Origin of the sequence: Vreelandella janggokensis (assembly GCF_031451615.1) — a bacterium.
GTDB lineage: Bacteria > Pseudomonadota > Gammaproteobacteria > Pseudomonadales > Halomonadaceae > Vreelandella > Vreelandella janggokensis.
This window is the reverse complement of sequence record NZ_JARWAJ010000004.1, coordinates 181,948-196,810: the sequence shown is the minus strand read 5'-3', so window position 1 is coordinate 196,810 and position 14,863 is coordinate 181,948. Positions and strand designations below refer to the sequence as shown.

Genomic DNA, 14,863 nt, shown 5'->3' with positions numbered 1-14,863 from the left:
AAACATGGTGGCGTCCCATAGGGGGTTCGAACCCCTGTTACCGCCGTGAAAGGGCGGTGTCCTGGACCACTAGACGAATGGGACGTATCAAGCGCACTTCGCGTATGACGAAGTCAATATTGGTGGAGCCTAGCGGGATCGAACCGCTGACCTCAACACTGCCAGTGTTGCGCTCTCCCAGCTGAGCTAAGGCCCCACGTGTCGCGAAGACGGGCGTATATTACTGATTACGCTCGCCTTCGTCAACCAAGAAAATACCAAAATGTTTGGGCTATTATAATGGGCGGTTCTTATAGATCGCGAAACTCTTTCTCAAGACGCTTGGCCTGCTTCTTGGAAACGCCGCCAAGCACCTCGATCGCATGGCGGAGCCTTGCCCGCGTCACGTCTGAACCTAGAATCGCCATCGCATCCATCACCGATGTACTTGTACTACTACCGGTAATGGCGATGAACACAGGTGCCAGGAAAGCCTTCATTTTCAGATCAAAGTGCCCGGCCAATGTCTTGACTTCTTCAAGCAGGGCCTCTTTATGCCACGCTGGCACCACTTCAAAACGCCAGACCAGGAATTGCAGCAGCTTGACCAAATCGTCTTTTTCCAGCTTGACGCTGTCGAAGTCCTGCTCTTTCAGATCGGGCAAGCCGGAGAAGAAGTGCCCTGCCAATGGCGTCGCCTGGGCAAGGGTTTCGATACGCGGGCGAATCTGCGGCAGGATCTGCTTTACGTAGTCTTCATTAAAGGCCCACTCACGCAGTGCCATCAGTAACCCGTCGTCATCAAGGTCTTCGCGGATGTAAACCCCGTTCAGCCAGGTCAGCTTTTCCAGATCGAACACCGGCCCGCCCAAGGAGACACGCTGAACATCGAAGGCTTCCATCATTTCCACAAGGCTGAACTTTTCGCGCTCGTCGGGCATCGACCAACCCATTCGACCCAGGTAGTTGGTCACAGCCTGGGGTAGAAACCCCATGCGGCGGTAGTAATTAATCGAGGTCGGATTCTTGCGCTTTGAAAGCTTCGACTTATCCGGGTTACGCAACAGCGGCATGTGGCAAAGCTGCGGCATCTCCCAACCGAAGTACTCGTAAAGCAGCTGGTGTTTGGGGGCAGAATTGATCCACTCCTCACCCCGCAGCACATGGGTAATGCCCATCAAATGGTCGTCCACCACATTGGCCAGATGGTAAGTGGGCATGCCATCCGATTTGAGCAGAATCTGCGCGTCTACCTGTGCCCAGTCCACTTCAATGTTGCCACGCAGCATGTCACCCACCACGCACACGCCGTCGTTTGGCACCTGCATACGCACCACAAAGGGCCAGCCTTCTGCCGCCCGACGCGCCGCTTCAGCTTCATCCAAAGCCAGATCGGCAGGCTTTAATGCTAACTGCATGCCGGCAGCCTTACGTGCCTCGCGCAGCTCATCCAGTTCTTCGCTGGTGCGATAGCACTTGAACGCGTGCCCGTCATCCAGCAGTTGCTGGGCATATTGTGCGTAAATATCGCCACGCTCGCTTTGCCGATACGGACCATGCGGCCCTCCCACATCCGGACCTTCATCCCACTCAAGACCCAACCAGCGCAGCGAATCCAGAATCATCTGTTCCGATTCTGGTGTGGAGCGCACCCGGTCGGTGTCTTCGATGCGCAGGATAAACTGGCCGCCGTGCTGACGTGCGAAACATAGGTTAAACAGCGCAATATACGCCGTACCAACATGGGGATCTCCCGTCGGCGATGGCGCAATTCGGGTACGTACGGTCATTGGAGCGTCCTTTTGGCAATAAAGCGTGGCGATATTATACGCACCCAGTGCTTAACCAACACCATCGCGTAGGGAACGACTCCCGTCAGAAAGCGTCACATGTGGGTTAAATAAACGTTGTCTGGAAAAAAATGCGCGTTATTGCACAATCGCTTAGTATGTCGTGGTGCGGACCACCTGAATTCAGGCCCTGTTTTCAGCAGAGAATCTATTTTAACGCCATCGGTTTGATGGACATTTTTAAACGAGCGACGCTGCTCATCGACGGGAAAACGAAATGGAATCGCTAGGCTCACGTATCAAGCAACTGCGGCTTAGGGCCAAGCTCAACAAAGCTGCCCTTGCACGTAAAGTTGGCGTATCGGATGTCACCATTTCTTATTGGGAGTCCGGAGCCATCAAGCAAATCGGCCATGAGCGCCTGGTGGCACTCGCCGAATCTCTGGATTGCTCGCTCGCCACATTGCTTGAGGGTGACAGCGCTCCACTCTTGTTGACGTTAAGTCACGAAGGACCGCTACCGTGGGAGCAGGTGCAGTCAACGGCCATGACCGTGCCCGATCACTTACCGCTCAAGGCCAACTGGAAAGCCCCTTGCATCATGGTGACACCAGAGCCGGGTAGCGACTTTACACCTGCCAAACCGGGCGATTTACTCCTGCTGGGCCCAACCCATGTCTTCCACAAGACCGGCCTATACCTGGTGGAGCAGGACGGCAAGCTTCACTTTAAACAGTTAAGCAAAGCGACCAGCGACGCCTCTATTCAAGCTGTACTGTTAGCGCACTGGCGCTCCGCCTGACGAGTATTTCAAGGCGTCTGGAGTAACTCTGCGTCACCCCGTGACTGTCTGGGCTGGTTGCCGACCATAAAGCGTGTGGTGTAAGTGGCAATCTGGCCTAGGCCATGGCGGGATTGAGTAATCAATTCACCCGTCAGGTACTCGCCTTTTTCACCGATGCGTTGCTGCACAGATTCGGGTTGAACGGTGGCTTCGGACAGCTCCACGCTGACGCTATAGCCACCGTCCGGCAGACCACTACCAGGGCCGAACGGCCCAGCGACAAACTGCCCTTGCTCAACATCGACTCGCTCGCGCCACCGCACGCGGCTCAGTTCGCGCTCGACAATCACTTGCAACTGAGCGCCATCGGGCAGGTTGGTTTCACCTTCTACCTGCAAGCGACGATCTGAGCCGATCGACGCCGAGACGAGGATTCGAACGTCCAACGGCTCAACTTCCTCAGTCTTCTCGCTCTGCGCCTGGGCTTCACGACTCGCGGCTTCTTCTTGGGCAATCGTTTCTGCCGTCTCGCGCGCCTGTTCGTCCGCAGCCTGCTCATCCCCGCCACCACAGCCAACAAGCAGTGTCATGGTGGATAACATGATGCCAACCAACGTTAGCCTGAAACCTGTTTTCATCTGATGCATATCCGCTCCTCGACCACCATAACCGCCAGCTTATCACTCCCCTGCCACATACACAGAGAAATAAGCCACTGATTGAGGAAAGGATTGCTCTAACCCTGCAGGCCACCCTTTTCAACGCATGCATTCAAACCATATGGACAGCATCTGCTATTTTTGGATGCCTCCGCCCGACGGGGCGGAGCTTTCCGCATAATCAGGCTAAGTTCGCTTCTCCAGAACACCGATCACCTCCGGCACAGCCGCTGTCGTGTCGTCGATAGACGTATAAAGGGCATGAACTGCCTCGGCAACGCCACGCTCCACCCCCAGTTCGTTGGTCATGGTGTGATAGTAACCCAGGTCTTTAGTGGCATTGGCAACGGTGAACTTGAAACCCGAGGGGTCATTGCCAACGATATAAGGGCGCAGTCGCTCCAGTACAACGCCTCCTCCGCCACCCGTTCCCAGCACTTCCAACAGCGCGCTGTCGCTAATACCCGCCTTGCGAGAAGCAGCCGTGGCCTCGGCCAGCACCGCCGAAAAGCCCAACGACACAAAGTTATGCAGTAGCTTTAGCGTATGCCCGGCGCCTACGTCCCCAGCATGGGCAATGTTTTCGGCAAACCCCTGCAGTAGTGGCAGGGTTTCATCGAATAACGCCGTCGGGGCGCCGACAATCAGATTAAGCCGCCCCTCTTCCGCTTCTTTAGGGGTGCGCGTCATCGCCGCATCCATAAACCGGCCACCTGCCGCCACCACCCTGGCTGCCACTGTTTCTGTCGAACTGGGTAGTGCGGTAGAACAGTCGACGACGACACTACCGGGCTTTAAGCCTTCCAGAACGCCGTTGGGTTCAAAGAGCACCGCTTCTACTTGCGGCGATCCGGTGACGCATAAAATCACCACCTCTGCATTTTGTGCTACTTCCCGGCCCGAACTCAGTGGGGTGGCGCCGGCTGCCATGAGATCATCCACAGGCTGATTGCCTGGATGTTCAAGAAAGCTGACCTCATGGCCTGCACGCAGCAGGCTATTGGCAATACCATGGCCCATCAGGCCCACACCGACAATGCCTACCTGTCGAGATGTTGTCATTGTTATCGCTCCATTTATATTGCTGACATCCTAGTTGTGCTTGATCGCGACGATCTTGATCCGTGTATAGCTGCGCAAGCCCTCAAAGCCTTTCTCCCTGCCATGGCCAGAGCGGCCAACGCCACCGAAAGGAAGCTCCACGCCCCCGGCAGCTCCGTAGTTATTGACGAATACCTGGCCGCTGCGAATGCCTTTGGCCAGGCGTAGCTGGCGACCACCATCGCGGGTCCATATACCGGCGCACAGGCCAAAATCCGTGGCGTTGGCCAATGCGAGAGCTTCTGCTTCATCTTCAAACACCTGCACCACCAGCACAGGGCCAAACAACTCCTCGTGAAGCACTTCATGCCCTTTGGGGATATCCGTAAGCAGTTGAGGAAGTACGAAATGACCGCCAGTGGGTGCATTGGGTGCCAACTGCCCCATTGCCGCCACGCGGATGCCATCCGCTTTGGCGGCGGCCAGACGTTCTTCCAGCTTGGCTTTCTGACGCGCATTGATCAGCGGGCCACAGTCAGCATCCGCTTCACCTGCATCACAGCGCAGGACAGCGAAGCGCTCACAAAGATTCGCGACGACGCTATCGGCGATCTCGCGCTGAACCAGGAGGCGGCTGCCCGCTGAACACGTCTGCCCAGCGTTTTGAATAATCCCTTTGATGACGGCGGGAAGCGCCGCATCGAGATCCGCATCCGCAAACACCAATTGAGGCGATTTGCCCCCCAACTCCAATGTCACAGGAACATGATGCTGCGCGGCCGCTTGGGCGACGTGCGTACCCGTTTCAGGCGACCCCGTAAAAGAGAGATGATCAATATCAGGGTGTGACGCCAACGCAGCCCCCGCCTCAGAGCCAAGCCCTGGCACCACGTTAAGCGCACCGGCGGGTAAACCATGATCCACGGCCAGTTCCGCCAAGCGTAGAACGCTTAAACAGGCGTCTTCCGCCGGTTTGAGCACAATCGTATTTCCAGCCGCCAACGCTGCCGCCACACAGCGTCCAAAAATCTGTGACGGGTAGTTCCAGGGGATAATCTGGGCGCAAACACCGTAAGGCTCGCGCAGCGTCATCACGGCGAAATCGGTTTCAAAAGGAATGGTTTCACCATGCAGCTTGTCAGCCGCACCACCGTAGAAGCGAAAATAGCGGGCGCAGGCAGCAATATCGCCCTTGGCCTGTGCCATGGGCTTACCGGTGTCGGCACACTCAAGCTGCGCCAGCTGTTCCTGATGCCCTTCGATAGTATCGGCGAAACGAAGTAACCATTCACTGCGTTGGCGGGCGGACCAACTGGCCCATTCACCTGACTGGCCGGAAAAAGACTGCTGCGCTGCCTTTACCGCGGCATCTACATGGTCTGGCTGACAGCGCGCAATGCGTGTCAATGGCTCCCCCGTGGCAGGTGCCTCTACCTCCAGCGTGGTGGCTGAATTCACCCAATCACCACCAATGAGGGCCTGTTGTGGCGGAAAGTCCGTCGTCTTCAACATGAAATACTCCTGTTATTGTCCTTGTTTGATTCACTTCAAAGCCACTCACCTAACCATAAAGAAAATCCACCAACCCAAGCGAAATCCACGGCATATAGGTAATCGCCATCAAACACGCCAAGATCACCAGTACAAAACGAACCAACCAGGGCAGCATCTGATCGATCGATATCTTGGCCACCGCACAAGCTGCAAAGAGATTCACGCCCAACGGCGGTGTAATCATGCCAAGGGCCAGATTAACCACCATCACAAGGCCAAAATGAACGGGATGAATGCCGAACTGCATCGCGATCGGGGTCAAGATGGGGGCCAGCACCAGAATGGCAGCGGACGTTTCAATAAACATACCGACGACTAACAGCAACCCATTGACCACCAGCAGGAACATCATGGGGTCATTGATCGTGTTGGTCACCAGGGTGGCGATTTGCGCGGGGAGTCCCGTGCGGCTGAGAAGAAAACTAAATAGCGAGGCCGCCGCAATGATCAGCATGACGGCGGCGGTAGAGATCACGCTTTGGCGAAAAATCGGCAAAATATCGTCTATTTTTAATTCACGGTAGTAGAAGCCACCGACGATGAGGGCAAAAAATACCGCCACAGCTGATGCTTCGGTAGGCGTGAACACACCACCGTAAATCCCCCCGATGACGACCACTGGCATGAGCATTGCCACCCACGCACGCTTGACCGAGACCATAAAGCCGGTGCTGTCTTTATAATCTTCTTTACCAAAGCCCCGCACCTTACAGAAAAGATAAAGAAAGATGATCAGCGCGCTGCCAATCAATATGCCTGGCCCCACGCCTGCAAGAAATAGCTGCCCAATGGACGTATCGGTACTCACACCATACAAAATCAACGGAATCGACGGCGGAATAAGCACCCCTAGCTCCGCAGACGTGGCCTGAATGGAGGCCGCCAACGGCCTGGGATAGCCATGTTTCACCATGGCGGGAATCAAAATGGCACCGATCGCAAAGGTCGTGGCCACACTTGACCCTGAGACCGCTGCAAACATCATGCATGTCAGTACACAGGACATCGCCAGACCGCCCTGCACCCTCCCTACGATGGACTTGGCCAGATCCACCAGGCGTTGAGATATCCCGCCTGCCGCCATCAGGTTACCGGCGAGAATAAAGAAAGGAATGGCCATTAATGGGAACTTATCAATGCCGATAAACATCTGCTGAGGCACCAGCAGTAATGGCAACCGAGTGAAGAACTCAATGCCGATAATCGATGCCAGAATGATGGAAATAGCAATCGGCACACCGACCGTAAATAGAATGATCAAGGACAGACCAATCACCATGTTCATGGCTGAGATCCTCCTTTTGGCAAGTCGCCCTCTTGAGGCAGCTCTGCCTCTGGTAACGTCTCGCTATTTTCCGGACCCACCTGCTCTCGATCATTTAACTGCGCCAACAACCTTGCAACGGCGGCAACGATCGCAAAACATGACCCCATGGGAATCGCCGCATACGCCCATGACATCGATATATTCATGCCCGACATGGTCTGGCTACTTACCCGCATGGTCATCTGTATCCCGTAATGAATCAGCACGCCAAGCACCAATAGGCAACACACCACAATGACGATTTCCAGTAGCTTCATAAAACGCGTTGGAACGAGTTTATAAATGACCTCTACCGCCATCATGTAACCACCCCGAAAGGTAGCCGCCGCGGCCATGAACACACACCAGATCATCGCCGTGCGCGAGGCGACTTCAGACCAGGTAGAAGGCGCATTAAAAACAAAGCGAGTGAGGACTTGGTAAAAACTTAGCGTCACTGATATGGCTAGCATCACTACTGCAATGAGCAGGGCTAAGCGTGTTAAGTGGCTTTCCAGACGAAGAAATACCGCTAGCATAAAGGGTCACCGTGCAGAAACGGCCTCCAGAAGACTGGAGGCCGAAGTGGAGGAAGTGCTCAGCAATCGCTGGCTTTTTCCTGAACGCGCTCAAGCATTTCGTTGCCGTACTCAGAGGTAAATATCTCGTAAGCTGGCTTCACCGCTTCCTGGAAAGGCGCAACATCAATATCCGTTTTGACCGTCATGCCTTTCTCTTCGAGCAGTGCTACGCCTTCACGCTCCAGGCGTGAAACTTCTTCACGGGTTGCTTCAGCAGAGGCTTGTGCTGCCTGCTCAAACCAGCCACGCTCCTCCTCGCTCAAACCATCCATGAAAATCGGCGACCCCAGCACAACAGCCGGTGAATAGACATGTCCGGTTAACGAAAGGTAGTCCTGCACTTCCCAGAAGTTAGTGGCGACAATCACAGTGATCGGGTTTTCCTGACCATCCACGGTCCCTTGTTGTAGCGCCGTGAAAAGTTCAGGGAATGCCATGGGGGTCGGACGTGCGCCCATTTGCCGAAACGCTTCCTGGTGCACCGAATTTTCCATTGTGCGAACGCGTAAACCTTCTGCATCTTCAGGCGTGGCGATCTCACGCTGGCTGTTGGTCATGTGTCGGAAGCCATTTTCCGACCAGGCCAGGCCCACTAGATTGTGATCACTCATTTTGGCGAGAAGCTCATCACCAAGATCACTGTCCAGTACGCAGCGCGCTTCTTCGTAGTCTTCAAATAGGAATGGCAAGTCGAGCACGTAGGTTTCCGGCACGAAGTTACCCAACGGACCCGTTGAAGTAATCACAAAGTCGACCGTGCCGATCTGCAAGCCTTCAATCATTTCCCGCTCACCGCCCAGGGAACCCGACGGATGTTCGTTCACGGTATAGGCCCCATCGGATAGCTCTTCCAGCGTCTCCTTGAAGGCATCTGCGCCCACCGAGTAATGCGACGAGGAAGACAGGGTATGGCCCAGGTTGACTTCCGTCGCCGCGTGGGCCTGAAGTGCAACGCCAGTAGTAGTGATGGCAGCGATAGCGGCCACGAGCGAGTGACGAGCAAAGTTCTTAGTCATCTTGATTCCCTCTTTTGTTATTTTGAGGGTGGGTTTTTTGGGCCCATCGCCACATGTGCGAACTTGGCCCAGGCAATTACCTACGGCGGTTAGCCGCGTAGGAACTCAAGCGCGTTCAGTCACGAACGCATCAATAATCTGTTTGAAATTTTCATCACCTACAAAGCCAAGCTGTTTGGCTTTTGCCGTGTCAAAGCGCGCCGGCCAGCTTGCCACAATGGCTTCAATGCGCGGGTCGGGCTCATGGCGTACTAATGAAAAGGCTTTCTCTCCTGCTGCGTCGCGCAGCGCTTCCAGCATTTCTGCCACCGTGATGGTAATGCCCGGCAACATGAACGCCCGAAAAGTGCCCAGCGCCTCACCCGGAACCTCTGCACCGTGGACAAGCGCATCGACGACCTTACCCGGCGACATCACGAACATGGGCAGTTCCACCGGCACCGGGCAGATCGCCTCTTCGCCATTCAGTGGTTCGCGTAAGATACTGGAAGCAAAGCTGGACGCAGCCGCATTCGGCCGCCCAGGCCGAATGACAATCGTCGGCAGGCGCAGCACAAGACCGTCGACCAATCCTCGGCGGCTATAATCATTGACCAACAACTCCGACATGGCTTTCTGAGCGCCGTAAGAGTTTTGCGGGTGAAGCGCCGTCATATCATCCAGCACCTCGGGCAAGTCTCCGCCGTAAGCCGCTACCGAGCTGGCCATGATCAAGCGGGTATCACTCAGTTCCCGCTGGCGGCAAGCTTCCAACAGCGCACGGGTCGCATCGAAATTGACCCTTAGCCCCAGGTCAAAATCCGCTTCGGCCGCCGAACTCACAACGGCTGCCAGGTGGTAGATAACATCCGGGCGTTGCTCAAAAACGCGATCCAGTGCGCCCGGCTCGGTAATATCCAGCGCCATGGGCGTCACCGCGACATTGCCGGCTTCGGGCTGCGGCGCTTCCACCTGGTCAATCAGCGTTAACCGTGTGATGGGCTGCTGGCGAAGCTCACCACGCGCGAGCAGTTGATGTACCAAACGCTGGCCGAGAAAACCTGCCGCACCCGTAATGGCTATATGCATCTTTTTGCTCCTGATAGACGGCGATTGTTGTTCATTTACGTTAAACCCTGTCAGTGACCCGTCAGCCCCCACGGTTCGCCCCAGCCTAGACCCGCGCGGGTATCGGCGCGTGGTCGATACTCACAACCAATCCAGCCGCGATAGCCCAATGCACTCAAACGGTCAAAAATAGCGGGATAGTGGACTTCACCCACATCCGGCTCGTGGCGCTCCGGCACCCCTGCGACTTGAATATGGCCGATGGCGCTGAACTGACGTTCAAGGTGGCGGATCAAGTCGCCGTCCATGATTTGGCAGTGATAAAGATCAAACTGGAGCTTTACATTTTCCGCGCCTACCTCTTTTATGACGGCCATGGCCTGGGCCTGGCGAGATAGAAAAAAGCCCGGCATATCACGCGTATTGATCGGCTCGATGAGCACTTCTCGCCCCACTTTGGCGGCCTCACCCGCTGCAAAGCGAAGGTTGCGTACGTAGGTGGCATGATGCTCAGCCTGAGTAGCGGCATCAGCGCCTTCCGGGAGTAAACCGGCCATGGCATGGACGCGCGGGCAGTTGAGGGTTTCGGCGTAACGCAGCGCTTCAACCACCGAGTCACGAAACTCGGCTTCGCGCCCCGGCAAGCTTGCCAGACCTCTTTCACCCGCCTCCCAATCGCCAGGCGGCAGGTTGAACAGCACCTGCTCCAACTGGCATTCGTGCAATGCCTGGCGCAATTCTTCACGAGAAAACGCATAAGGAAACAGATACTCGACGCCTTTAAAGCCCGCCTTTCCAGCCGCGGAAAAGCGGTCCATAAAGCTGTATTCGTTAAACAGCATGCTGAGGTTGGCAGCCAATCGAATCATAGCGGTGCTCTTGTTCTTGATGCGTGTTAATTGATAGCGATACGTCAACAGCTTCTAATCCCGCGGGAATTTAGCTTCCAGATCCGCCACCTGCTCCGGCGTCAGCCCCCGGGGATTCTGGCCGCGTAACAGCAGGTAGAGCTTGGCCGTCTCTTCCAGCTCTTCGGTGGCATACACAGCGGCATCAAGGTTTTTCCCCGCCACCACCGGCCCATGGTTGGCCAGAAGCACCGCGCTGTGTTTACCCGCCAGGCCACGAACCGCGTCGCCAAGCTTTGGGTCCCCCGGCATGTGGTAGGGCACGAGCGGCAGCTTCCCGACCCGCATCACGTAATAAGCAGTGAGCGGCGGAATACAATCGCATTGGTCTATTTCAGGCAGACACGAAACGGCGACCGAGTGGGTGGAGTGCAGATGCACAATCGCCCCTGACTGAGGCCGCTCAGCATACATCGCCATATGGAGGAACTGTTCTTTGGTGGGCTTATCGCCACCCAGCAACTGGCCCTTGTCATCCAGGTGCGAAATGCGCGCTGGATCCAGTCGACCCAAGCAGGCGTTAGTGGGGGTCATGAGCCAGCCACCATCATCCAGGCGGACGCTGATGTTGCCGCTGGATCCCATCGTCAGGCCGCGATCAAACAATGACTTGCCCAGGAGGCTGATCTGATCCCGCAGGATGTTCTGGTCGTGAAGGCTCATGCCAGCACCTCGAACGCTCTTGTGAAGAAGTCGACGCCGCCAAAGTTGCCTGACTTCAGCGCCATTGAGAGCGGTGCCTCACGCCCGTATAGCGGGGCCTGGGTCCAGGGCACGCCGGGGTCGATCTGCTCGCCAATGTGCAAGGCCGTAATGCCCAACGCCGATACCACGGCACCTGACGTTTCGCCCCCGGCGACCAGCAACCGGCCAACCCCCTCCTTGACCAGAGTGACCGCCAACTGGCTGAGCGCCTCTTCTACCAGCGCACCGGCGCGCGCAACGCCCAGCGCTTGCTGCGCTGCATTGACCTTTTCAGGCACAGCCGAGGCATAGATCAGTATGGGGGCTTCTTGAGACAACCGTTGCCGAGCAAAGGCCAATGCCTTTTCCTGCTGCCCTCCTTCAGCCAACGCCAACGGGTCAAGCGCAAAGCCACCATCGGGGTGTTTGGTCAGAAAATCCTCCACCTGGGCGAGCGTGGCACGGGAACAACTGCCGGAAAGCACCAGTGCACTTCCCGCGGCGGGGGATAAACGCCCTGGTTCATTGATAGTATCCAGCCAGCCATGGGCCCGATACTGGGCAGGCAACGCCTGACCCAGACCAGAGCCGCCAGTGACCAAGGGCATCAGAACGGTCGCTTCAGCGAGGACATCCAGGTCCTTTTCGTCCAGGGAATCGCAAATCACATGACGCACATCCTCGTCGGCAAGCGCAGATAAATGCTTACGCGTTGCGTCAGCGCCCCGGGCGAGCACCGCGCGGTTGGCTAGCCCCACGGGGTGCGATGTTTGCCGCGAGAGCACCCGCACCAGATCCGCATCCTGCATGGGGTTCAATGGGTGGTTCTGCATGCCGCTGTCGTTGAGCAATCGATCACCCACAAACAGATGCCCCTGATAGACCGTACGGCCGTTAACCGGGAAGGCGGGCACCATGACGGTTTGAGACGCGCCCAACGCATCAAGCAGCGCATCAGCGACCGGGCCGATGTTGCCCTGGTCGGTGGAATCGAACGTGGAGCAGTACTTGAAGAACACCTGGCGGGCCCCCTGCCCGCGGAGCCAGTCCAGCGCCGCGAGGGAGTCGGCCACGGCCTCATCCACCGGGCAGGAACGGGACTTCAGCGCTACCACCACCGCATCAATATGCGTCAGGTCAATGTCCTCCTGCGGCACACCGATCACCTGCAGGCAGCGCATGCCGCCACGCACCAGGTTATTGGCAAGGTCGGTAGCCCCAGTGAAGTCATCGGCAATGGCGCCCAATACGATGCTAGATCCCATCCCCATTGTTCAGGCTCCCTGGTTGTCGTTGGCGGCTTCTGGCAATGTGATACCCGATAACCGCTGATAAACTTTAATTACCGACGAATCATCTTCGCGACCGAAACCGGCACCGCTGGCAGCAGTAAACTGCTGCAGCGCACTGGCGGCGACCGGCGTTGATAGCGATAGTTCGCGTCCGGTTTGATGCACGATATTGAGATCTTTAACGAAGATGTCCACGGCCGAAAGCGGCGTGTAGTCGCCACTCAGAATATGCGGCACCCGGTTTTCGAACATCCAGGAATTGCCTGCCGAGTGGGTAATCACCTCGTAAATAACGTCGGGGTCGAGCCCCATGCGAATCCCCAGCGCCATCGCTTCAGCCGCGGTGGCAATATGCACGCCTGCCAAGAGTTGATTGACCAGCTTCATGCTGGAACCCACTCCTGGGGCATCGCCAAGGCGGTACACCTTGGCGGCCATGGCGTCGAGCACTGACTGGCCATAGGTAAAAGCCTCCTCAGCCCCGGACGCCATCACTGATAGTTCGCCGCTTTTGGCTTTAGCGGCACCGCCGCTAATTGGCGCATCGAGGAGCATCAAGCCCGCGGCCGACAAACGTTCACCAAGCTGTTTTGCCTGGCTGGGCGCCACCGTTGCACACTGGATGATCAGGCTACCCGGCGCCAGGTGGCTTACCACACCCTGTTCACCGAACAGCACTTGTTCCGCCTGCGCCCCGTTAACGACAACCACCAACACAATATGGCAATGAGCAAGTTCAGCAGGGGTTGCCACGCTTTGCCCGCCTGCTGCCGCAAAGGCATCGCGCGCCTGAGCGGAAATATCACACCCGGTCACGTTAAAGCCCTGCTGGTGCAAGGTGGAGGCGGTTCCCATCCCCATGGCGCCCAGGCCAATAACGCCTACTTGAAGTGATTGTTTATTGTCTTGACTCACTGGCTGCCACCTCAATTTTTGTTGCGTTGGTTGCCATCAACACGGTGCTATTTATTAAATCGCCCGTCATTTCAAGGCGTATGATAGCGCTGTCATGATAGCGCTATCATTCTTTTTAGATTATTATTTTTACATTGACAAGCTAAACATCAGGTCCATACAACCAATGTCTAAAGATCCCTTACATACCGCTAAAAATCGACGCCACTCCGACCAGATCACGCTCACCCAAGTCGCCAAATCGGCAGGCGTATCGCCGATTACGGCATCGAGAGCACTCAACAACCCGGCCAAGGTTAGCGACACAACCCGACGCAACGTTTTAGAGGCCGTGGAACGCCTGGGCTACGTGCCTAATCTGGTCGCCGGGAGCCTGGCCTCTTCTCGTTCACGGTTGATTGCCGTCATCGTGCCGTCACTGATCAATAGCGTGTTTGTTGAAGTCATCAAGGGGTTACAGGAAACGCTGGAAGCCGAGGGCTATCAGATACTGCTGGGTAATACCGACTACGACCTGGATCGCGAGTATCAGTTAGTGCGCACCTTCCTGGGCTGGTCCTGCTCGGCATTGGTCACTGCCGGACTTCGCCATAACAAGGCCTGTCATAAACTGCTGGCGAACTGGGATCACCCCATCATGGAAGTGATGGAATTGGGCAAAGGCATGGACCTTAATGTCGGTCTCGATCACGTCGCTGCAGGCCGCTGTATGGCCAGCCACCTGGTGGATAAAGGCTATCGGGATATTGTTTATGTGGGCGCACAACTCGCGCAGGATTACCGGGCCAGCATGCGTTATGAAGGGCATAAAGCGGTGTTGCAAGCCAATGGCATTGACGCGCCACTGGTCGAACTCGACACCCTGGGAAGTCTAAAGGCTGGCTCCGAGAGCCTTGACCAGGTGTTTGCTCGACATCCCAAGACTAAAGCCATTCATTTCGCCAACGATGACCTTGCGGCCGGCGCACTGCTTGCTGCCCAACGCCGGGGGCTTAACATCCCCAAGGATATCGCTATTGCCGGATTCAATGGCCTGCCGCTTGGACAGCACGTCACTCCCCAACTGACCACGATCCTGTCCCCCCGGGAAGAAATGGGCCGTTTAGCCGCCAAAGAGCTGATCCGTCGGCTAAGCGGTAAAAATGTTGTCCGCCGTCAGCATGATGTCGGTTTCAAGCTTCAACTGGGTGAGAGCACTTAATCCAGCTTTTTTACCAAACAGCGCATAAAGCATCGCCCAATCGGGCGGTGATATAAGCGCGCACCGCAACGCGGTGCCAGGTTGATTTAGGTCCAAACCCCTGATA

General features: G+C 56.3%; 14 protein-coding genes and 2 tRNA genes. 2 read left to right on the top strand and 14 right to left on the bottom strand.

What is annotated here, in order from left to right:
* Positions 1 to 8: 8 nt before the first annotated feature.
* The 3 genes from QC816_RS12760 to gltX all read right to left on the bottom strand — a co-directional run bounded on the left by QC816_RS12760 (position 9) and on the right by gltX (position 1,769).
* Positions 9 to 84: transfer RNA gene (locus QC816_RS12760), tRNA-Glu, on the bottom strand.
* A gap of 36 nt (positions 85 to 120) precedes the next feature.
* Positions 121 to 196, bottom strand: a tRNA-Ala gene (locus tag QC816_RS12755).
* 94 nt (positions 197 to 290) lie between these two features.
* On the bottom strand, positions 291 to 1,769 hold the full coding sequence (gene gltX / locus QC816_RS12750) for a glutamate--tRNA ligase (protein WP_309782670.1): 1,479 nt from the start codon (positions 1,767 to 1,769) through the stop codon (positions 291 to 293).
* A gap of 277 nt (positions 1,770 to 2,046) precedes the next feature.
* Here gltX and QC816_RS12745 point away from each other — a divergent pair, with 277 nt between their 5' ends.
* On the top strand, positions 2,047 to 2,571 hold the full coding sequence (locus tag QC816_RS12745) for a helix-turn-helix domain-containing protein (RefSeq protein WP_085917363.1): 525 nt from the start codon (positions 2,047 to 2,049) through the stop codon (positions 2,569 to 2,571).
* 8 nt (positions 2,572 to 2,579) lie between these two features.
* Here the strand turns inward: QC816_RS12745 and QC816_RS12740 are convergent, their stop codons facing one another.
* The 11 genes from QC816_RS12740 to ltnD form a co-directional block, all read right to left on the bottom strand.
* Positions 2,580 to 3,200 (bottom strand): hypothetical protein, encoded by a 621-nt coding sequence (locus QC816_RS12740; protein WP_085917362.1) that lies wholly within the window; start codon positions 3,198 to 3,200, stop codon positions 2,580 to 2,582.
* A gap of 198 nt (positions 3,201 to 3,398) precedes the next feature.
* A complete protein-coding gene (locus QC816_RS12735) occupies positions 3,399 to 4,274 on the bottom strand; it encodes an NAD(P)-dependent oxidoreductase (protein WP_309782665.1) in 876 nt (291 codons plus the stop codon).
* A 30-nt stretch (positions 4,275 to 4,304) separates the two neighbouring features.
* Entirely contained in the window at positions 4,305 to 5,765 is a 1,461-nt protein-coding gene (locus QC816_RS12730) for an aldehyde dehydrogenase family protein (RefSeq protein ID WP_309782663.1), read from the bottom strand.
* Positions 5,766 to 5,814: 49 nt separating this feature from the next.
* Entirely contained in the window at positions 5,815 to 7,092 is a 1,278-nt protein-coding gene (locus QC816_RS12725; RefSeq protein WP_085917359.1) for a TRAP transporter large permease, read from the bottom strand.
* Positions 7,089 to 7,652 (bottom strand): TRAP transporter small permease, encoded by a 564-nt coding sequence (locus tag QC816_RS12720; RefSeq protein ID WP_085917358.1) that lies wholly within the window; start codon positions 7,650 to 7,652, stop codon positions 7,089 to 7,091. The genes QC816_RS12725 and QC816_RS12720 overlap by 4 nt, the downstream gene beginning before the upstream one ends.
* Positions 7,653 to 7,711: 59 nt before the next feature.
* Entirely contained in the window at positions 7,712 to 8,710 is a 999-nt protein-coding gene (locus QC816_RS12715; RefSeq protein WP_085917357.1) for a TRAP transporter substrate-binding protein, read from the bottom strand.
* Between the two features lie 105 nt (positions 8,711 to 8,815).
* Positions 8,816 to 9,778 carry a D-erythronate dehydrogenase gene (gene denD, locus QC816_RS12710; protein WP_199285021.1) on the bottom strand — a complete coding sequence of 321 codons (963 nt, stop codon included), beginning with the start codon at positions 9,776 to 9,778 and terminating at the stop codon, positions 8,816 to 8,818.
* A 50-nt stretch (positions 9,779 to 9,828) separates the two neighbouring features.
* Positions 9,829 to 10,626 (bottom strand): 2-oxo-tetronate isomerase, encoded by a 798-nt coding sequence (otnI, locus tag QC816_RS12705; protein WP_085917355.1) that lies wholly within the window; start codon positions 10,624 to 10,626, stop codon positions 9,829 to 9,831.
* 54 nt (positions 10,627 to 10,680) lie between these two features.
* Complete coding sequence (otnC, locus tag QC816_RS12700) at positions 10,681 to 11,328, bottom strand: 3-oxo-tetronate 4-phosphate decarboxylase (protein ID WP_085917354.1); 648 nt, start codon at positions 11,326 to 11,328, stop codon at positions 10,681 to 10,683.
* Entirely contained in the window at positions 11,325 to 12,620 is a 1,296-nt protein-coding gene (otnK, locus tag QC816_RS12695; protein WP_309782657.1) for a 3-oxo-tetronate kinase, read from the bottom strand. Before otnK ends, otnC begins: the two co-directional genes overlap by 4 nt.
* A 3-nt stretch (positions 12,621 to 12,623) precedes the next feature.
* Positions 12,624 to 13,571: an L-threonate dehydrogenase gene (gene ltnD / locus QC816_RS12690; protein WP_176243615.1), complete on the bottom strand. Its 948-nt coding sequence runs from the start codon at positions 13,569 to 13,571 to the stop codon at positions 12,624 to 12,626.
* Positions 13,572 to 13,722: 151 nt separating this feature from the next.
* Between ltnD and QC816_RS12685 the strand changes: the two genes are divergently transcribed.
* Positions 13,723 to 14,757: a LacI family DNA-binding transcriptional regulator gene (locus tag QC816_RS12685; RefSeq protein WP_233337381.1), complete on the top strand. Its 1,035-nt coding sequence runs from the start codon at positions 13,723 to 13,725 to the stop codon at positions 14,755 to 14,757.
* The last annotated feature ends 106 nt before the right edge of the window (positions 14,758 to 14,863 follow it).